Genomic DNA, 20874 nt, shown 5'->3' with positions numbered 1-20874 from the left:
GCTAGCCCTCGAACACCTGTTCAAAGCTGCGCTTCAAGGCCACATCCACATCCGGCATGGCCACCGGCAAGCCCAGATCTACAAGGCTGGTGACCCCGTGCTCAGTGATGCCGCAGGGAACAATGCCGGTGAAATGATCCAGCTCCGGCTCGACGTTGATCGAAATGCCGTGGAAGCTCACCCATTTGCGCAGGCGGATGCCGATGGCGGCAATCTTATCCTCGGCAGTCCCGCCTGAGACGGTGCGCGGCTTGTCCGGGCGTTCGACCCAGACACCGACGCGGCCGTCGCGGATATGGCCCTGCACGTTGAACTCCTCCAGGGCTGCGATCACCCAGGCTTCCAGCTGCTGCACGAACCGGCGTACATCATGGCCGCGCTGGCCCACATTCAGCATCACATAGACCACCCGCTGGCCCGGACCGTGATAGGTGTACTGGCCGCCGCGCTTGCTCTCGTAAACCGGAAACCGGTCCGGATCCGTCAGGTCTTCGCGCTTGGCGGAGGTTCCGGCGGTGTACAGCGGCGGATGTTCGCACAGCCAGATACACTCCTCTGCGGTGCCCGCTGCAATTGCCGCCGCGCGCTCTTCCATGAAAGCAACCGCTTGATCATACTCAACAAGACCGTCCGATGTGATCCACTCAACCATGGCCATTGTTGTCCTTTTCAATCCTTTTGCGGGGTCTTTGCGGGGAAAACTTCCGCAAATTCCCTAGGTGCCAGCGCTGCCTGTGGAGTATCCTGATTCCGTAGCGAGTATCCATAGGGGGCGAGTATCATGTTTACTAAGCCGCTCAAACCAGCCTTCACGGCTGTATTCCTGGCCACCTCGGCCACCGGTCCAGCCATCGCGGATGAACTGGGAGCAGCAATCGCAGGCGCCGTGATCGGCGGCGTCATTGTCAACGAAGTCCACAAGAACAAGCAGCGCCAGCGCGCAGGCACCACCTACCGCCGCGCGCCGGTCTATTCCGCCACCCGGGCGGAAAACCGCGAGACTCAGGTGGCGCTGAATTATTTCGGGTTCAATGCCGGCTCGCCGGACGGGGTTCTGGGGCGGCGGTCGCGCGCCGCGATCACCCAGTATCAGATCCACATGGGTTACCCGGCCACCGGCCATCTGGCGCCTTACGAGCGCAATTTTCTGGTCTCGTCCTACAACAGGGCGCAGATCGGCGGTCCGCAAGTGATCAAGGCGATGCAGGGCCCGCACGGGGTGCGCGGCCTGCTGCACACCTGGCGGGATGAGGCCGCGGGTGTCCGGACGGCCGGCGGCGGCTATCTTGGCGGAGGCTATGGCGGGCTGCCGCCCGAGGTCAGCCACGCGGTGGACGAAATCGCCGCCAGTTCCGAACCCACCGGCGAGCAGCTGCTGCAGCGCACCGGTTTCATGCAGCTGGCGGATCTGAACGGTGACGGCCGCAACGATTATGTGCTGGATACCTCGGTTTCCGGCAGCTCGTTCTGGTGCGGGGCGTCGAACTGCTCGGTAATGGTTTTTGCCTCCACCCCGCAGGGCTATCAGCGCAATGATTTTCTGGCGCACGGCGTGACACCTGCCAGCTTTGCCTGCCATCAGGGCACCTGCCGGATGGTGGACACTGGCACTGCGCCGGTGCAGGCCGCGCAGCAGAACCGCAGCACGGTGACGGCCTTTGCCGGGCAGGAAAGCGCCGGGCTTGGCGGTATCACCCTGTTCGACCAGCCCGCGCAGAACGCGTCGCTCACCAGTTACTGCAGCAAGGTGAGCCTGCTAACCAGCTCTAACGGCGGCTATATGACTGCCGAGAACATGACCGATCCCGAACTGGCCCTGGGTGAACAGTTCTGCCTGGCGCGCAGCTATGCAATCAATTCAGGCGAGACCCGGGCCGGCAGGATCCAAGGAGTCTCCCAGGCGCAGATCGACAGCCAGTGCGATGCCTTCGGACCGGCCGTGCAGCCCTTCCTGGCCAAGCTCAGCACTGCGGGCAGCGGCGAAGTCATGGGCGATGTGCAGAAGTTCGTGCTGCAATCCGGCATGTCGCTGGAGCAGCTCTCCAACACTGCCGGGATCTGCCTGTTCTCCGGCTACCGCCGCGATGACATGGATGTGGCGCTGGGCGCGGCGTTGATCCTGACCGGCACCGGCAAGCGCCCCTATGCCGAGCTGATCGGCCATCACCTGGCGCTCGGCTACGGGGTGCCGGTTACGGCTGAAAAGGCGCAGGACTGGTACGGCATGGCGATGATCTCGCTAGACAGCGGCACGCCGCCCGTCTTTGCTCCCGGTCAGCCCGGGCGTGCACAGCTGATCAAGGCCGCTTCTGCCAAACTGGCGGGCGGCCGGGTGCAGCCGGTGCAAGCTTCCGGCGGCGGCTTTGCGCTGCCTTCCTTCGGGTCAGACTGAGGCTTGATCTTTAACTTGAACCAAGGGGTATGGCCGGCAGCGTTGCCGGCCATTTCTTTGTCCGCCTTCGTCCCTAGCCCGGAGAAGTCGTTAAAATTGTGATGCAGGCTGGCAGCTTTGGCTGATTTTTTACGTTTTGGTGCTGGATTCCGGTATTTGACGGGATGTTTTCCTGGCTACACTCAATGCAATCAAGAAGTGCATTTTTAGGGGGTTCATATGCGGTTCAAGCTGCTTTCAACATTCGCCATCAGCCTATCTGTGGCGCTGACGCCGGCTTCCCGCGTTGCAGCGGATGCGGGCGATTTCGCTGCGGGCGCTATCATTGGCGGGATTATCGGCGGGGCCATCGGCAAGAACCAGCAGCGTCGCTCAGGAAAAAAATCGACCCGCCGGTCCCGGCTGCCCTCCACTCAGGAAGGCCGCCAGATCCAGCAGTCCCTGAATTATTTCGGGTTCCCGGCAGGAACGGTGGATGGCCAGTTGGGCCGCAAATCGCGCCAGGCGATTTCCGGCTATCAGGCCTATTTGGGGTATCCGGTGACCGGCCAGCTCAATGACTTCGAACGGGATCTGCTGATCGGTTCTTTCCAGCGGGCCCAGGCCAGCGGCTATCTGGCTACCCAGCAGGCGATGGCGCATCCCGACGGACCGCGGGGGCTGTTGAAGATCTACCTGGCCGAACGGCTGGCGCCCCAGCCGCAGCAGCCGCAGTATCCGCTGCCCAATACAACGATGGCCGGTGCCAACGCCGGCACCTACGGCGTGCCGCAGCAATACGGGCAAAACGTTCAGCAGCCGCAGTACGGCCAGCAGCAGCTGGGTTTTGCCGCGACTACCCAGACCTATGGCATTCCGCAGCAGCCGCAGTATCAGGGCCAGTATGTGCAGCAGGGCCAGCAAGGGCAGTACCTGCCGCAAGGCCAGTATGGGCAGCAGGTTCAGGTGCCGCAGCAAGGGCAATTCGTTCCGCAAGGCCAGGTGATGGCGTCCGTGCAGGGGCAGGGGCAAATGCAAAACGGGGCGGTTATCTTGCAAAACGGCACGGCCGCGGCCGCCACACCGGTACTGCTGCAGCAGAATGATGCCGCTGCGCCGCTGATCAGCCGCCGGGCGCTGGTGATCGGGGTGGACGGCTACCAGAACCTTGCAGCGCTGCAAAAGGCCCGCAATGATGCACAGGCCGTCAGCAATACCCTGGCGGGGCTGGGTTTCGAGGTGACCACTCTCTATGACGCCAGCCGCCGCGACATCAACGGCGCGGTTTCAACCTTTGCCAACCAGATCAAGCCGGGCGATGAGGTGCTGTTTTACTTCGCCGGCCACGGGGTCGAGGTTGACGGACGCAATTACCTGCTGCCCTCGGATGTGCCGATGGTGAACTTCGGCGACGAGAGCTATCTGACCGGCGAGAGCATACCGGCAGCGCGGGTGCTGGACACCTTCCAGCGCAAGGGCGCGCGCTCCACCATCATGATCCTGGACGCCTGCCGCAACAACCCCTTCCCGCAGGACGGCCAGCGCTCGGTCGGCGGCACCCGCGGCCTGGTGCGGATGGAGCCGCCAGAAGGCGCTTTCATCCTCTATTCGGCGGGTGCCGGCCAGACGGCGCTGGACCGGTTGTCGGATGTGGACGCCAATCCGAACTCGGTTTTCACCCGGGCGCTGCTGTCGCGGCTGCAGGAGCCGGGCATGACCTTGCATCAGCTGGCCAAGCAAGTGCGCCGCGACGTCCAGGACCTGGCGGCCTCGGTGAACCACGATCAGTTCCCTGCCTATTACGACCAGATGTCGGGTGACATGGTCTTGCGCCGCCAGGTCGCAGCTCAAGGCAACTGAGCGGCACGGCTGCAGTAGAGTACGTATTGGAAAACAGCTGGACTATCCGGCTGTTTTTTTACGCTTCGGCGGCCCGTGCCAAGGCTGCAAACATTCTGTTCAAAAAAGGTGATTTTCGGCTTCACATCACATCCGGGCTGGTCTATACGCCCCTACACCAAGCCTAAGACAGTGCGGTCGTGGCGGAATTGGTAGACGCGCAGCGTTGAGGTCGCTGTTCCTTAACCGGAGTGGAAGTTCGAGTCTTCTCGACCGCACCAACTTTCCCGAATATCATATGATTTTCAGCGCTTGCTGGAAGTGCGGTGCGGATATTACCCCGATGGGTACACTCTTTCGCATGTAATGTGTTTGCGTGCTGAAAGCACTTTGTTCAGCAAGAAGGCAGTAATCCGCTTCCGGTTCCGTCAGGGCGTTCGGTCCAAACAAACTATTCGCCATCCTTCAGCGCATTGAGAATCTTTTACCGCTGCTTGCGCTCCTGCGCAGCGGGGAAAAGGCGCTGAGAGAGGGCCATCAAAGGCGGTTATCTGACGCCCAGGATTCGGGTTGCACTCTGCATGATTGGCAGGGCTTGCCGGATGTTCACTGCCGATTCACCGGTGGTCAGGCCTTCATAGCCAAAGGCGCGATCAAACGATTTGACCTTTTCCACGATCTGATACGCGCTGGAAAACTGGCCGAGATGCGCATAAGCCGCAAACAGGTATTTCCGTGCGGCATTGAAGTTCGGGTTGCGGGCTAGGGCCCGGTTGCCCGTTTCAATCGCATGGGCGAAATTCCCGGCTATCACTTGGCAGGCGCAGGAAACAGCATCCAGGAAGGCGGCATATTTGCCCCGGCCGCCCAGGGAGCGCGCCTGCTCGGCGCTGCGGACGGCATTGGAGGTCTGGCCGGCCCGCAGCAGGGCAAGGGCCAGGAAGGCGTGGTAGATCTCGTTGGACGGGAAACGGGCAACTGACCAGGCAGCGTGCTCGATGGCGCGGTTGTCATCGCCCAGGAACAGGCTGAAGGCATGCGATGCCACGCAATGCGCAAGGCCGCTGTGCGGTGCCCGCTCCAGCGACTTCCTGAGGTCATGGCGCACCAGTTCCTCGGTGACGCAGTCATAGCCGTTCAGCCGCTCCCCGAATTGCAGCATGCGGACACAGTTCCGGATCGCTATATGCGCGCCGGAGCTGTCGTATTCTATGGCGCGGCCGATGCTGCTGCTCATTTCCGAAATGCTGAGCGATCCCGGGATGTAAAGCCCGTCCAGCACCTTGCCGACATCCAGCGGATCCTTGCGGGGATGGTGGTTGTGCGGCCCATCGGCATAGGTGATCAGAAATTCGAACAGCCGGGTGCATATTCTTTCAATTCCCGAAAAGATTTCCCGCGAGGTCACAGTTTCGGCTGTTGCCCGCGATGACCAAAGAATGGTTCCATCCGGGCTTTTGAAGTCGGCGGTAATGTCGATCGTTTCACCGATCAGGAACCCTCTGATCGCGACCGCGTGGTTTTGCACCTGTTCCGTGTTTGGAATATCTGCGCGCAATTCCCGCAGGTCGACGACCTCATACCGGCGGTTCGGGTAGATTGTCTTGATAAGCTGGTCGGCCAGATAGCTGAGGCTGAAGGACGCAAAGTCGCAGCTGATTGCAGAGGGATCCTGTGCGGCAAGCTGCGGCGCGAGAATGCTGACCGGTATCCTGTCAGCTGCCAGCCCGCGGCTGCCTGGCAAGCCGGGCTGTTCCAGCGGCGGCAGCAGCTCCGGCTCTGCAGCCGGAGGCTGGCTGGCAGCTTCGGGCGCTTGCACCGGCAGAGTTGTTGCGGAAGCAGGCTGGGCGGTGGCGGCTCTAAGCTCAGACAGCCAAGCGTCAAATCCTGCTGCGTCGAACAGGGTCATCCCGTCCAGCAGCTGGCCATTGGCATCGCTTGCGGCCTCGGTCCCGACCACTTTGATGCGCGTCAGGTCAAGTTCAACGTTGATCCGGTCGATGGTGAAAAGGCCGCTGCCGGCATCGCCCAGCGCAGCTTTCAGGCCATGCAGCTCGCGGCGGAGGCTGTTTTGCGCCTGCTGTTTGGAGCGCGACGTCCACAGCAGGGTCTCCAGTTTTCGGCGCGTGGTAATCCCGTCCGGGGACAGAAGGAGGATGGCCAGAATGGCCTGGGATTTCTGGCTTTTAATTTGAATGCGGGCGCCGCTGCCGTCCCACGTGCAAAAGCCGCCGGTCATCCGGACTTGCAAAGTCGGCGCAATGTCGGAGCGGGTCATTGGAACATCCTGCGTTTCCAGCGATTCGGCGGCAATTACGCAGCAAACATTAACTGGCGCAGGCCGATTAACGAACAGTTAATGGAAGAGTAATGGGGCTCCAGTTGTGCCGTGCCCGGCTTTTTACTCCCATTGTGGGCATAACTCTTACCGGGGAGGCGGGGTGCAAATGAATATGGAGAGACTGCCGCAGGCTTATGAAGCAGACGCGGAAATGCGCTGCGGGGAGGAAGCCGGTGTTCTGGGATACAGCCTGACCGGCGGGGCTGAAGGCGGGCACAGAGAGCCTGCAGCTCACATTGACGCGGTCAGCGGCGAAGGGGCTCTGCGCCACGGGCGTTACTCCGGCGGCGACCGGTTCGCTGACCTTGATCTGCGGGCTGACCTCGAACTTAGCGTGGTCAGCGGCGATCTGTTCCGCAGGGATCAGGGCCAGCGCACCTGGGTGGCCTCGTTCCGGACTGTTAAGGGGGATGCGCCCGCAACCGGGCGCCCGTTGAAAATCATGGGCGAGGACCGGCATGGCAAGGCAGCACTGGGACGGCTGTCACTGTCTGCCGGCGCCGGCAGCCTGACGGCGGCCTTGCAGTTCGAGAGTCCGCTGGACGGGCTGCCGTTCAATCGCGAATTTGGCTTCTTTGTTGATTTCGAAGGCGCGCAGATGCGCCGGCTGGGCATCGAGTTTGAGATCGAATACGGGGTGGAGCCGCCGCAGCCCGCCACCATTGACGGTGTAGAATACACTTTTGCCAGCGTCATGACCGACGCCGGCTTCGAGGTCCGTCAGACCGGCAGCCTGTCGGTGCTGCCGCCCGCCCTGGACAATGGCTGGAGCGAAAAAGAGCTCGAGGCGGCCATGCACCATTTTGCGCAAAGCGACACCGGCCAGCCTGGTTTTGATCTGCGGATGCTGTGGATCTCCCGGACCAACCGCGCAGGGGTTCTGGGGGTGATGTTTGACATCAAGGGAGAAATGCAGCGCCAGGGCTTTGCGGTTTGCGATACCGTTCTGCGCAACCGCGAGGACATCCCGGATGCGCGCCGCCCCGCAAAATCCCTGCAGACCGCGGTTCATGAGGCCGGGCATGCGCTCAATCTGGCGCACCGCTTCGAAAGAGAGGTCGGGCGGGCCGACAGCCTGTCTCCGATGTCCTATGACTGGAAATACAAGGGCGGCGGCCATGCCGAAAGTTTCTGGCGCGATTTCCGTTTCAAGTTCGACCCGGACGAGCTGCACTTCCTGCGGCACGGCGCCTTTGGCGATGTGGCGCCGGGCGGTTCGGCCTTTCATTCGGTCCGCTATTGGGCGGATGGCGACGGTGGCTATGCGCCCTATGTGCCGCAATTCCCGCTTCCGGGCTGGAAGCTTGAGCTGCTGCTGCCGGACGACCCGGTCTACCTGTTCGGCCAGCCCGTTGTGGTAGGGGTGAAGCTGACCAACCTGACGGGCCGGAAGTTCATCGTTCCCAAGTTCCTGCTGGATCAGAAGTCGGGTTTCCTTGAGATCACCATCGAACGGGAAGGCGGCAAACCGCAGCATTTCCACCCCTTGGTGCACCGGTGCTGCGACCTGGCGCAGGAGAGCACGCTGATGCAGCTGCTGCATGGCGAGGCCATGGTAGACAATGCCAGCCTGGTATTCGGCTCCAGCGGCTTCCCCTTTGCCGAACCGGGCAACTACCGCATCCGGGCGGTGCTGTCGCTTGGCGGCGAAAGCGGTGAAACGGATTTCCAGCGGGTCACCTTCTCAAACGATGTCCGCATCCGCGTCTCAGCCCCGCATAGCCGTGCCGAAGAGCGGCATGCCTACGATCTGTTCGATCCCCGGGCCGGGCAGTACCTGGCGCTGGGCGGTACCGACCGGCTGGAAGATTTCGAGCCGGTGCTGCTCAAGATCGCGGAAGAGCGCAGCGGGATCAGCGGCGGCGATGTCCTTGACCCTGTTGCCGCACATATCCACCGCAGCATGGGCTTCAACGCCAACCGCCCGTTCCTGCGCTTCCGAGATGGCGGCTTCCGCCGCCGGGAAGCGGACCGCGAGCGTGCAGCAGAGCATTTCAAACACTTGGATGAGACTGCGCTGCGTTGCCTGGACAGTGTCACGCGCCAGAAAACCCTGAATTTCAAAAATACCGCTTTTGCGGACAGGACCTGAGGGAGGAGAAAGAAAATGCGTCTTCAGCCATGGGGAAATATTTCCGTTGAACGCGAAGCTTCGGCCGGACCGGAGGTGATGACAGACTGGCCGGACGGCCTGGCAGCCTGGTCAGACTATTTCGATACCAAAGTGCAGGAGTTTGCCGACAACCTCTGGCCCCGTTTCGACTGGGAGACCGGCAACTGGGCCGGCAAGACGGCTGCATTTGCGGATGAGGCCACCAAGGCCGAATTGCAGATCTGCCTCGAGCGGTTCCAGCGCGGTAACATTCTGGACCAGTATCCCGACACGCCCCGGTTCGATGCGATGGTCTCCATGCGCCGCACCCATATGTGGCACTACCGGGTCGAAGACTTTGCCGGCGAGAGCCACGGCGACAATGCGTTTGAGAAAGCCGCCTCGCGGTTCCCGTTCAGCAACATCGTCTACTACGACCCGGCGCAGAACAACGAAACGATCTGGACCCGCTTTGTCGACCTGTCCAAGCGCAAGGCTGACGGCACCTTCCGGTTCAAGCTGCAGTTCCTGCGGCCCCGCCCTTATGCCGATGCCACTCTGTTCGGCATGAAGGATTTCAAACACCACACCGCCACGCGCTATACCCACACCGGCATGCATCCGGCCTTCCCAAGCGGGCATTGCGTGCAGGGGCTGCTGATTTGCGGCGGCATCATCGACGACCTGCTGGATACCTGCGATCCCGGTCAGATCGATATGGATGCGCTGATGCAATATGCGGTGGATTTCGGCGACCGGCGGGTGTTTGGCGGGGTCCACTACCCGACTGACAACATCGCTTCCTGGGTCAACGCGGTGCATCTGGGCGGCAAACTGTTCAAGCGCCCGGAGATCGTCCAGCCGCTGATCATTGATGCGATCACCTCCAAGAGCACGCTGTACAAGGTCATCTGCGACGAGTTCGGCAAGTATGAGGCCCTGCAGACCGCCAAGAGCTACCTGGACGCTCAGCTGGCTCTGGCGGCAGAGGGCAGGCCGGCCCCGACGGAAGGCTGAAGCTGAGACTGCGGTGCCGGGCCGCCGGGGCAGGCGGGAGAGGCAGGTTTAAGAGTGCTTCTGCGTCGCGCCTGCCTGCTCCGGCCCGGCGGCAAAGGCCGCGGAGAGGCCTGCAACTGGCCGCGGCCTGGCTGTCCGCCGCACACGACAAACTAAGAGCCCGGACCGTTCCGCAGGGCGTCAGCCCTGCACGCCGCCCCCGGGAGAGCCTGGAGTTAAAGGCCATGCACAGAGTCATCGACACCCCTTGGAACACCACACGGCACCTGAAGGCGCTGCGCCGCGGCGGTGTGGAGACAATTATCCGCTACTACAACCATCAGAACTCCTCATCGCTGAATGAGAAACGGGTGGAGAAAAGTGAAGCTAAAGCCATCGCAGAGGCGGGCCTCTCCCTGGCTGTTGTGTTTCAGCAGCGCGGCGGCGCCAAGGGCAACATTGCCGATCTGGATGCCGCCAGCGGCCGGGCGGATGCGATGCGGGCTTTGGAACTGGCAGAGCGCATTGGCCAACCCGAGGGCTCCGCGATTTACTTCGCCGTGGATCACGATTTTTACAAATCCTCGCACTTGGCTTCGATCCGCGATTACTTTGCGGCCGTAGCGGCACAGACAGGCGGGGCATACCGCATCGGAGTCTATGGCTCCGGCCTGGTTGGAAAAACCGTGCGGGATGCCGGCTATGCCGATCTGATCTGGCTCGCAGCGGCAACCGGCTGGGCCGGCACCCGGGCCATGCTGCAGACCGGTGGCTGGGCGTTGCGGCAGATCTGGCCGGCTAAATCCGCACCGCTGCCGCACGACGGCAACATCCTGTCGCCAGCCTGGCAGAACTTCGGACAGTTCACTCCCGGCGGGGAGGCCGGACCTGCAGAGGCCGCTGGTTTCGGCCCGTGGGGGCAGCCGTTTGCGATGATGCAGGTGATCGCCCGCAACGGATTGAACCTGCGGCGCGGGCCGGGATCTGGCTATGCAGTGGAAAAAGCGCTGGTGCAGGGCGCAATCGTTCAGGCGCTGGGCCGCCACGGCGATTGGGTGAATGTCGATTTGGATGGTGACGGCTATTCAGACGGCTTCATGCATGGCGCCTATCTGCAGACGGTTTCCGGCGGTTTCCCGGCCTCGGTTGCCCATATCGCGGCAGGCGTGCCGCCCAAACCGGAGGCGCTGGCAGAACATCGGGCTGCGGCGCAGCCGGCCTCTGCCATGTACAGCATGGATGCGGCCAATTGGGATCCGCAGTCGCCTTATGACATCGCCCGGGCGGAACTGGCGCTGGACGTGCGCGAAGTGCCCGGGCCGGGCAGCAATCCGCGGATCGTCATGTACCACTCCACCACCAATGCCTGGTCCGGCACCGACGATTCCGTGGCCTGGTGTTCCTCCTTCGTGAACTACTGCGTGGAGCAGGGCGGTTATTCCGGCACCGGAAGCCAGCGCGCTTTGAACTGGGCAGATTGGGGGATTGACGCCTTTGATGCCCCGCGCGAGGGCGACATTGTGGTGTTCGAACGGGTTGGCAAAGGCGGCCATGTCGGGTTCCTGATCGAAGACCAGGGTGACTATATCTCGGTTCTGGGCGGCAACCAGAACAACCGGGTGCGAATTTCTTCCTATCCGAAAGACGGCCGGATGGGCGGCACCGAATACAAACTGCGCGCCATACGGCGCGCCTGATCAGTCTCTGCCCGCAGGTGTGCCTTCCGCCCGCCTGCGGCCCTTAATGCAAGAGCACTCCACACGCGCTTGCATATCCCGCCCCTTGTGTTCTGTTCTCCCGCCGCTGGTATGGCGGGCAGGGGGCGGGGGTTTTTTTTTATGTGCTGTTGCGGGAATATCAGCGGCGCCCGGCTTTCCCGCCCTGCGTTTGCTTTCACCGTTCCAGCGTCTATGGGGTTCGGCTATAAAAGCACCTGCTTCTGGTGCGCGGCATCCGGGGCCAACAACGCCACCAAATGATGCAGCAGTATGTCCAATCCAGCCACCGGAGCCAGCGCCGGCAAGATTCTTGAACGCGAGCTAAGCGCACTCTCCCTGGCCGGGGAAACTCTGCTGGATGCGGTCGCGATGCACGGCGGCCGCACAGCCCGCTTGTTCTTCAAAACACAGACGCCGCGCGATGCCGTGGCGGTTCCGTCCGCTTCGGACTTGGCAACCCTGCACAATTTCGGCGGCGCGCCTGTGTTGGAGACGCCGTCTGCTGCTGGAGAGGCTGCAGTTTCTGTCCATGGCGAACATTACAATGTGCCCCTGCATCCCGAGGAAACGGATCTGTTTGCCGGGCTCAATGTGTTGGCTGCCGTCCGCAACGGCGAAACCGCAGAAACGGCGGTGGCATGGCTGCGCTATCATGTCTCGCAGCACGGCCTGCAGGGCGCTGTCATCCTTGACCGGGCGCAGCCGCAGGACAGCCGCCGTTTTACCGCTGAACTCCGCAGCCTGGCCGAGGGCATTGAAGGGCTTGAGCGGCTGGTGGTGGTGCATTCCAAACTGCCGCTGGGCAAGGAAGGGCTGCCGGAGGAAGCGCATCCCTTTAACGTTCCGGGCGCACCCGGAAAGGACCGGATGGAGATACCGCCCGTCGATCCTTGGCGGGCACCGCTGGGCGAGTTTCTGATCTACGAAATCCTGCGCGCCCGGTTTCTGGCCCGCGCCCGCGCGGTTGCCAATATTGATTTGTTCGATCTGCTGGCTCCTTCCGGCGGCCCGATTGTTTTTGACCAGGCCGCGGCAGCGCCGTCGGGGTGTGTCCGGCTGGGCGGGGTGCAAGCCTACCCCTGGCGGGTGCGCAAGGGGGACGACGCTTCCTTTGGCGATCACATCTGCACCCAATTCGACGCCGCCGGGGTGCGGCCGCGCTGGTGCCTGGCCCCGGCTGTGTCTGGGGAGGCCTGCATCTGGCGGCTGATCCGGGTTGTGGGGGCAGAGCCTGCGCCGGATGCCGATGGCCGCTTCTACCGCTGCATGGCGCTGCGGCATCCGACTGATACAGTGTCCAAGATCGTGCCGAAAACCAGCCTGGTCGAAACCCCGGAGCTGCTGGACCTAGCCACCCGCTGTTTTGCAGCCAAGCCGGTGCGCATCCCGCCCGAAGACGCCATTCGCAAAGGCAGCGGCAAGCCCAAGACCACCATCGTCACCACGATGAAGAACGAAGGCCCCTTTATCCTTGAATGGCTGGCCTATCACCGGGCAATCGGGGTGGATGACTTTCTGGTCTACACCAATGACTGCTCCGACGGCACCGACACTATGCTGCAGATGCTGCAGGAGAAGGGCATCGTGCAGCACCGTGAAAACCCGTTCCGCGGCACCGATCTGAAGCCGCAGCACGCGGCGCTTCAGGCCGCCGAAGAGGAGCCGGTGATCACCGGGGCCGACTGGCTGATCTGCATGGATGTGGACGAGTTCATCAACATCAAATGCGGTGGGGGGCGGCTGCCGGATCTGTTCGAGGCAGTGGGGGAGGCCAATATGATCTCCATCACCTGGCGGCTGTTCGGCAACAATGACGTGCGCGACTTCACCGGTGATCTGATCACTCGCGAATTCACCCGCTGCGCCTTTGAGGTTACCCGCAAGCCGCATCAGGCCTGGGGCTTCAAGACCCTGTTCCGCAACACCGGCATCTTCAAGAAGCTGGGCGTGCACCGGCCCAAGGGGCTGAAGCCGCAGCTGTGGGAGGATATCCGCTGGGTCAACGGCTCAGGCCAGGACATGCCGCGCGAGATGTTCCGCAACGGCTGGCGGTCGTCGATGAGCACCTATGGCTATGACCTGGTGCAGCTGAACCACTACGCCGTGCGCAGCGCCGAAAGTTTCCTGGTAAAGCGCGACCGCGGCCGGGTGAACCATGTCGACCGCGATCAGGGCCTGTCCTACTGGTTCCGGATGAACAACAACGCCGAGGAGGAGCGCTCGATCCAGCGGATGATCCCGGCGCTGGAGGCAGAGATGGCACGGCTGCTGGCGGATCCGGATATTGCTGCTGCGCATGAGTATTCCTGCCGCAAGCACCGGGAGAAGATCGAGGAGCTGAAGCTGCGGCACGACATGATCGAGCTGTTCCGCGAACTGACCGGCGGCAAGCTGTGCAAGCTGTCGCGGATGCACGCGCATTTCGGCGCCAACGTCTTCCTGAGCGGCCCCGGCGTGATCCCGGACGAGATCGCGGAAAACGAGCCGGGCAGCGACTTCTGGTTCACGGTGGAGCGCGGCGAGACCACGCACTGACCCAGGCCGCCCGGCACATTGACAGGAATCCGGGCTGCGGGTTAAATTTGGTTAATAATAACGCAGATAAACAGCTGCATTGATTGGGTATTTGAGGGGCAGAAATCATGGCACTTCCAGCCATTGCGTCACTTTGGGTAGGCCCGGAGCTCAGCTGGCTTGAGCAGCTTTGCCTGCAGTCCTTTGTGGACAACGGGCACGAAACAGTCCTGTTCACCTATGATGAGGTCAAGGGGGTGCCCGATGGGGTGCGCTTGGCCGATGCCAATGAGATCCTGCCCGCAGAGCACATCATCCGCCATGCCCGCACCGGCAGTCCGGCCTATCATGCCGACGTCTTCCGGCTGCATCTGCTGCGCCAGACCGATTACATCTGGGCCGATACCGATGCCTATTGCTGCCAGCCCTGGGATATCAAGGGCAAGCATTTCCACGGCTGGATCTCGGACGACAAGCCGATGGTCAACAATGGCGTGCTGCGTCTGCCCAAGACTTCCAAGACGCTGAAGGAAATGCTGCGCTTCACCAGCGACGAATACCCCATTCCGCCCTGGTACAGCGCTGAGAAACAGGCCGAGCTGCAGGCGCTCAAGGACCGCGGCGAAGGCGTGCATGTCTCGCTGCTGCCTTGGGGCGTCTGGGGGCCCGACGCGCTGACCTGGTTCCTGCAGGAAACCGGCGAGGTCTCCAATTCCCGCCCCGGCCATGTGATCTATCCGGTGCCGTTCAAGCGGGCAGGGGTCGTGCTTAACCCGAACCGCCCCGATCAGGCTCGAAGCTATATCCGCAGCGATACGCTTTCGATCCACTTCTGGGGCCGCCGCTTCCGCAATATCGCGGGAAAATACGGCGGTGTTCCGGCCAAGGGCTGCTATGTGCATGATCTGTTGGCCAAGCACGGGATCAACCCGGATCAGACCCGCCACCTGCTGCCAGCGCCCGTAACGGAAGAGGATACACCGGTGCAAATTGACCCAGCCACGCTGGATTTCTCCATGTTCAGTGACGAGGATGTCGCCAATATCCTGCTGCAGCGGTCCGAGCTGGCCAGCTCCGGCCAGGTTATCAAGGCCTGGACCGATGGCGATGCGGAACCTTTGATGGAAGACGCCCGGGCACAGCGGGACCGCATTTTGCACGAGTCGATCCGGATTGCCGGGCGGGAGTGCGATTTCTTCCTGCAGTCCACCGACACCATTGCTCCGAAGCGGGCCGCCGATATCGGCTGTGGCTATGCGTTTGCCAGCCTGCTGCTGCACCGCCGCTATGGCTGCGGTATCGTGCTGATCGATATCGAAGAGGGCAACGGGCGCCACTTTGGCTTTCAAGGGGAGGGGGCGGGCTACACCAGTCTCGAAACCGCCCGGGCCTTCCTGGAGAAAAACGGCGTGCCGCCGGAGAAGATCACCACCGTGAACCCCAAGACGGAAGACACCGCGGCGCTGGGCGATTTCGACCTTGTCATCAGCTTGGCCTCCTGCGGTTTCCACTATCCTGTCGGCACATACGAGCATCTGTTCCGCAACCAGATCAGCACCGGCGGCGGCATTGTTCTGGATATCCGCAAAGGGTCAGGCGGGATCGGCGCCATGAAAAGCTTCGGGGCTGTCGAGGTGCTGGCCAAGCACGGAAAATACTCCACGGTCCTGACCCGCGCCGGCCAGCAGGCGTGACCGGCGCCGGAACAATTGGGGGTAATCAGATCCTTAACCCTTTTCGGATAGTACAGAGGAAAGGGCGGGGCGCCAGCGGACAGCCTGAATGGGGCTGGCCGGGCTCTGGCGCATCCCCAGGGGGTGTTGAAGACCTATGCTGAGTGAAGCTTTTTTTGCCGCAATGGTGCTTCCGGCGCTGGACGTGGACGACGTTGCCAGGGCCGCGGACATCAACGGCCAGGCTCCGGAACTGTCGGTTCTGCTGCACCAGCGTTTTGGCTGCAGCATTGATTTTGTCAGTGTGAACCGCAAGGGGCAGCTGGTGCCAGCCGATGCCCAACAGCTGCGGGACTGGCTGGCTATGCTGGACCGCAGCGGCGTAGACCGGGACGCAATCCGGGTTGTGGACAGCGGCGCTGCCGGCAGCAGCTACGACGTGATCCTGGCGCTCAACAGCTTTGGCGTCCGCCACAAGATTCAGAATTTCAAACCGGTGCTGGACCAGTCCCTGCATCCGCTGAGCCGGGTGGTGATCGAGATCCGCAAGGGATCGGGCAGCTATCCGTTCCTTAAATCCTACGGCAGCTGCAATACGCTGGTGCAGCCGGGGGCGGACAGCAATGGCCTTGCTGTGCTCTCGGTAGAGCCCCAGGAAGAGCCTCAGCCGTCCGGTGAGTGGTCCAAGGTCGCCCGCCAGCTGGCCGGAAAGGAAGGGTTCTTCGACGAGTTGGAAGAGCATTCCTTCCTGTTCATGCCGCGCGGCGATACGCTGGTGGTGACCTTCGACAATCTCGACATCGCGATGACCAAGCGGGATGACCGCCGTCCCTGGGGGTTCAGCTTTATCGAGGCGCAGGGCTGGTCGATGCTGGGGGTGATGGCCAACGGCTGGACCTGGTTCCGCCATGCCGAGGTGGCCGCCAAGTTCGAAGCGCTGCGCGACAGCGGCTTTTTTGCGCAGTTCAAGCGGGTGGTGTTCTACGGCGCATCGATGGGCGGCTATGCGGCGGCGGCCTTTGCCGCAGCGGCGCCGGGCTCGACGGTGTTTGCAATCAGCCCGCAGTCAACGCTCGACAAAACCCTGGTGCCCTGGGAGATGCGGTACAAGAAAGTCTGGGGCCGCGATTTCTCCGGCTCCTTCGGCGATGCCGCACTGGCCAGCCAGGGGGCAGGCGATGTGCATATCATGTATGACCCCTATGTGGCGCCGGATGCGGCGCATGCCGCCCGGTTCACCGGGCCGAACGTGACCCTGTGGCGCTGCCCGCTGCTGGGGCACAGGCTGGGCTCGTCCCTGCAGCAGATGGGAGTGCTGCAGGAGATTGCCCGCGGCGCCATTTCGGGCGGGCTGACACCGCATCAGTTCCATCAGTTGCTGCGCAAGCGGCATAGCTTTCCCCGGTTTCAGCGGGAGCTCGCCAACCTGGCGCTCGACCGAGGCCATCCGCGCCTTGCGAAACAAGTCTGCAGCTATATTCTGCGGCAGCGCGACGACCGGTTTTTCCGCCGTATGAGGGACCGGCTGTGAGACGGGCAGGCACCATCCGCATCAGCAACGCAGCGCGCAGCCGGGGGAGAGGCCGGGCAAGACGATGAGCGAAGCAGACACCAGCATGCAGGAGATAACCCTGGCCCTGCACCTTGGGGCGCCCAATACCGACAATGGCCAGTTGACCTGGTCGCTGCGCAAGGACGCGCAGCGGCTGCTCGAACGCGGAGTCATGGTCCGCCGGCCCGGCACCTATATGAAGGCGATCGGCCAGATGCTGCGCAAGCAGGACCAGGACTTCGTGACCAGCCAGGAGCGCGAGGCGCTGCTGGCGGGCATCGTCAAGGATCAAGAGGTGTCGCGGGTTATCCTGACCAGCTCCGGTTTTCTTGGGGTGCCCGGCTGGATGCTGAGCCAGGGGCAGCTCTACCGCAATGCCGGCAAGAACGCGGCTGCGCTGCGCAGCGTGTTCCCGGGCAACCCCTGCGCGTTTTTTCTGGGCCTGCGCAATCCGGCAACCTTGATCGGACCGGTGTACAACTCCCAGTCCAGCAGGAGCTGGGGGCAATTCTCCGCGGGCGCGGATTTTCTCAGCCTGCGCTGGTCGCATGTGGTGGAGGATATCCTGTACCGCAACCCAGGCTGTCCTGTGACGGTGTGGTGCAATGAGGAAACACCGGTGATCTGGCCCAATATCCTGGGCCAGGTAACCGGGCTTGGGAGCGGTTTCCGGTTCAGCGGCGAGCTGGACATCACCCGCGGCATCATTTCGGAATCGGGATATGAGCGGCTGGAGGCTTATCTGGAAGGGCGGTCGGGGCTGTCGGAAGATCAACGGGAGCGGGTGCGCTCGCTTTTCCTGAGCTACTTTCATTCGGAAGAGGCGGTGGAAGAAGAGATCGACCTGCCAGGCTGGTCGCAGGATCTGGTGGATGAGATGACTGAGGTCTACCAGCAGGACACCAACCTGATCCGGCACATGCCCGGGGTGACGTTCCTGTCCTAGGGCGCAGCTGCGGGACCGGGGCCTGCGGGCCTGCCGTAAAACCGCTGCATCAGGATGGCGGTCAGATACATCGGGATCTGGTAGCAGCCGAGAAAGATCAGGAGCGGATCGGTGGTGGCTGCGGGCAGGGCGATCAGAAAGAGAGCGAAGTTCCGGTTGCCGGCCACAACGGAGACTGGCACGGCGCCGCTGCTCGCGCGGCGGCGCATCACTGCAAAGGTCAGCACTTGCAGGCCCAGATTGGCAGCCAGGGCAAAGCCGAGCCATCGCAGCACCAGCAGCGGATCTGCGTGCAGCGCAGGGCCAAGGGCGGCCATCAATCCCACCACGATCACTGCCAGGGCGATCACGGTCAGCCCGTCGATCGCCTTGCCCTGAGCATCGCTCAGGCGGAACAGGGTGAGCCGCCGCAGCAAGAAAGCCGCTGCAACGGTGAGGCCGATCACTCCGATCAGCCGCCCTGCAGCACGCAGTACTTCCGCAAGATCGCCAAGGCTGGGCGCCAGCAGGAACACCGGTATCACCGTCAATGGCATCAGGGCGGTGCCGAGGATCAGCAAGCGGAACGCCGACTCCGGCGCGTGGCCCATCAGCGCGGTGATATTGGGGCTGCCGGTCACGGACGGGGCGCTCAGCATCAGGATCAGCGCCACGGCGGCTGGCGTCTGCGCGACGCCGAACAGCGCGGCCAACCCCAGCGCCAGCAGCGGCAGTGCGACCTGCAACAGGGCAATGGCCTTGAGGGTGCTGATACCATCGGCCAGCCCGCCTGCCGCCTTGCGGAAACCGATCCGGTAGGCATTCAAAAACAAAAGCCCGGCCACCATTTCCGGCAGCCAGGGCTGAAGGGAGGCGGCGAGGCCGGGCAGCAACAGCCCGGCCAGCAGCCCCAGGACCAAAGCGGCCCGCCCGTGCCGGGCGGCAAAGGCGAGCGCGCGCATCATCTGTCTAGACTGGTCCCGGCCTGAGGTTGTTGGGCAGGTAGGTCGCCAGCTCCGGGAAGGCGATCAGCACAAAAACCATCAGCACCATGATCAGGAACATCGGGATCGCAGCACGGGCGATATAGCTCATCTCGTGGTGGGTCATGCCCTGCATCACAAACAGGTTGAAGCCGATCGGCGGAGTGATCTGCGCCATTTCCACAACCACCACGATGAAGATGCCGAACCAAATGAGGTCAATGCCCGCCTGGCGGATCATCGGCTCCACCACGGCCATAGTCAGCACCACAGATGAAATGCCATCGAGGAAGCAACCCAGGATGATGTAGAAGACCAGAAGCACCATCAGGAGTTCCAGGCGGGTAAGCTCCCAGCCGGCAATCAGGTCGGCCAGCCCGCGAGGCAGTCCGGTAAAGCCCATCGACAGCGACAGGAAGGCTGCACCTGCCAGGATCAGCGCAATCATCGCGCTGGTGCGGGTGGCGCCCATCAGGCTCTCGGTGAAGGTCTTCCAGTTCAGCGAGCCCTGACCCAGCGCCAGCAGCAGCGAGCCGATGACGCCGAACGCCGCCGCCTCGGTTGCGGTGGCAAAGCCCAGGTACATCGACCCAATCACCACCACGATCAGCGCAATCACCGGCGCCAAGAAACGGGAGTTGTGAATCTTCTGGGCGAAGGTCAGCTTGCTTTCCTGATCCGGGTTCCAGTCCTTGCCGACCTTGGAATAGATCGCCACGTAGCCCATGAACATCGCCGCCAGCACCAGGCCGGGCAGGATGCCGGCAAAGAACAGCTTGGTGATCGATTCATTGATGGTGACACCATAGACGATCAGCGTCAGCGACGGCGGGATCATCAGGCCCAGGGTTGCCGCGCCGGTCAGGGTGCCGATCACCATGCGCTCCGGGTAGTTGCGCTTGCGGAGTTCCGGGATCGACATCTTGCCCACGGTGGTCAGCGTCGCGGCGGAGGAGCCGGATACCGCAGCAAACACCGTGCAGCCGACGATATTGGTATGCACCAGCCCTCCCGGCAGGGGCGCCATCCAGGGGGAGAGCCCCTTGAACATGTCCTCCGATAATCGCGTCCGGTAGAGGATTTCGCCCATCCAGATGAACATCGGCAGCGCCGTCAGCGTCCAGCTCGACGACGCTGACCAGATGGTGGTCAGCATGACGTCTCCCACCGGCCTTGTGGTGAACAGCTCCATGCCGACCCAGGCCACGCCCATCAGCGCAAGGCCGACCCAGACGCCGGTGCCCAGCAGGGTGAACAGCACGAAGAGAAACAGAATGATGACAGAGATATTTTCCATGTGGTTTACTCCGCGTGGCTCTGGTCAGCCAGATCCTGGGTGATGCGGTGATCGCCGCGGAAAATCACATGGATCAGATGGTCGGTGAGGGCGATGGCGAGGATGACGGCGCCGATCAGCATCGCACTTTGCGGCATCCACAGCGGTGTGCGGTCCTGGCCCTGGCTCACATCGTGGAACTTCCAGCTCCAGTAGACAAAGCGGTAGGCGTAATAGCAGAAGTACCACATCACTGCGGTGCCGATGCCGAAACACCAGATTTCCAGCACCCGGCGGAAGCTTTCGGGCACCGCATTCAGCAGGATCGACACCCGGATATGGCTGCCGCGGTTCAGCGCATTGGCAAAGGCCAGGAAGGAGGCCGCGGCCATCGCGTAGCCTGCGTAATCCGGTGCGCCGGGGAAGACCTCACCGGTCCAGCGGGCCAGCATCTGGACCACGATCAGTCCCAGAATTGCAATCAGGCAGAGGGCGGCCAGCACCCCCGCCGCAAGGTAGAGAAAATCCAGTCCGGAGCGCAGTCCCCTGAGCACAGTCATATCATCCCCATCGGCATATTTTTTATGAGAATAC

General features: G+C 62.6%; 14 protein-coding genes and 1 tRNA gene. 10 read left to right on the top strand and 5 right to left on the bottom strand.

Annotation, left to right across the window (positions count from 1 at the left end; genetic code table 11):
* Position 1 precedes the first annotated feature (1 nt).
* Complete coding sequence (gene lipB / locus RA19_RS13980; protein WP_082020534.1) at positions 2–658, bottom strand: lipoyl(octanoyl) transferase LipB; 657 nt, start codon at positions 656–658, stop codon at positions 2–4.
* Positions 659–781: 123 nt separating this feature from the next.
* On the opposite strand from lipB, the gene RA19_RS13975 reads away from it, so the two are divergent.
* The 3 genes from RA19_RS13975 (at position 782) to RA19_RS13965 (ending at position 4491) form a co-directional block, all read left to right on the top strand.
* The gene (locus tag RA19_RS13975) at positions 782–2392 is read left to right on the top strand and encodes a peptidoglycan-binding domain-containing protein (RefSeq protein WP_039163600.1); all 1611 of its coding nucleotides are present in this window, start codon (positions 782–784) and stop codon (positions 2390–2392) included.
* A 219-nt stretch (positions 2393–2611) separates the two neighbouring features.
* Positions 2612–4231, top strand: coding sequence for a caspase family protein (locus tag RA19_RS25830; RefSeq protein ID WP_052261793.1), 1620 nt, complete (start codon positions 2612–2614; stop codon positions 4229–4231).
* A 173-nt stretch (positions 4232–4404) separates the two neighbouring features.
* A tRNA-Leu gene (locus tag RA19_RS13965) sits at positions 4405–4491 on the top strand.
* A 266-nt stretch (positions 4492–4757) separates the two neighbouring features.
* On the opposite strand, the gene RA19_RS13960 is transcribed toward RA19_RS13965, so the two are convergent.
* Positions 4758–6488, bottom strand: a complete 1731-nt coding sequence (locus tag RA19_RS13960) for a hypothetical protein (protein ID WP_039163598.1) — start codon at positions 6486–6488, stop codon at positions 4758–4760.
* 169 nt (positions 6489–6657) lie between these two features.
* Here RA19_RS13960 and RA19_RS13955 point away from each other — a divergent pair, with 169 nt between their 5' ends.
* From RA19_RS13955 to RA19_RS13925, 7 genes are all read left to right on the top strand, one after another.
* A complete protein-coding gene (locus RA19_RS13955) occupies positions 6658–8643 on the top strand; it encodes an acetyltransferase (protein ID WP_152615776.1) in 1986 nt (661 codons plus the stop codon).
* Between the two features lie 15 nt (positions 8644–8658).
* Positions 8659–9660 carry a hypothetical protein gene (locus RA19_RS13950; protein WP_039163597.1) on the top strand — a complete coding sequence of 334 codons (1002 nt, stop codon included), beginning with the start codon at positions 8659–8661 and terminating at the stop codon, positions 9658–9660.
* 224 nt (positions 9661–9884) lie between these two features.
* A complete protein-coding gene (locus tag RA19_RS25825) occupies positions 9885–11336 on the top strand; it encodes a TIGR02594 family protein (protein WP_052261791.1) in 1452 nt (483 codons plus the stop codon).
* 291 nt (positions 11337–11627) lie between these two features.
* Positions 11628–13892, top strand: a complete 2265-nt coding sequence (locus tag RA19_RS13940; protein WP_039163595.1) for a glycosyltransferase family 2 protein — start codon at positions 11628–11630, stop codon at positions 13890–13892.
* A 107-nt stretch (positions 13893–13999) separates the two neighbouring features.
* Entirely contained in the window at positions 14000–15565 is a 1566-nt protein-coding gene (locus RA19_RS13935; protein WP_039163594.1) for a class I SAM-dependent methyltransferase, read from the top strand.
* Positions 15566–15701: 136 nt separating this feature from the next.
* The gene (locus RA19_RS13930; RefSeq protein WP_039163592.1) at positions 15702–17075 is read left to right on the top strand and encodes a hypothetical protein; all 1374 of its coding nucleotides are present in this window, start codon (positions 15702–15704) and stop codon (positions 17073–17075) included.
* A gap of 64 nt (positions 17076–17139) precedes the next feature.
* Positions 17140–18042: a hypothetical protein gene (locus RA19_RS13925; RefSeq protein WP_039163590.1), complete on the top strand. Its 903-nt coding sequence runs from the start codon at positions 17140–17142 to the stop codon at positions 18040–18042.
* On the opposite strand, the gene RA19_RS13920 is transcribed toward RA19_RS13925, so the two are convergent.
* The 3 genes from RA19_RS13920 to RA19_RS13910 are packed head-to-tail and all read right to left on the bottom strand — an operon-like array spanning position 18039 to position 20840.
* Positions 18039–18986 (bottom strand): hypothetical protein, encoded by a 948-nt coding sequence (locus RA19_RS13920; protein WP_039163589.1) that lies wholly within the window; start codon positions 18984–18986, stop codon positions 18039–18041. The genes RA19_RS13925 and RA19_RS13920 overlap by 4 nt on opposite strands.
* A 4-nt stretch (positions 18987–18990) precedes the next feature.
* Positions 18991–20301: a TRAP transporter large permease gene (locus RA19_RS13915; protein ID WP_039163587.1), complete on the bottom strand. Its 1311-nt coding sequence runs from the start codon at positions 20299–20301 to the stop codon at positions 18991–18993.
* Positions 20302–20306: 5 nt separating this feature from the next.
* Complete coding sequence (locus RA19_RS13910) at positions 20307–20840, bottom strand: TRAP transporter small permease (protein WP_039163585.1); 534 nt, start codon at positions 20838–20840, stop codon at positions 20307–20309.
* Positions 20841–20874: the final 34 nt, after the last annotated feature.

This window comes from Leisingera sp. ANG-M1, assembly GCF_000813745.1.
In the GTDB taxonomy this organism is placed as follows: domain Bacteria; phylum Pseudomonadota; class Alphaproteobacteria; order Rhodobacterales; family Rhodobacteraceae; genus Leisingera.
The sequence above is the reverse complement of the archived record's forward strand: the minus strand, read 5'-3'. Positions and strand labels throughout refer to the sequence as shown.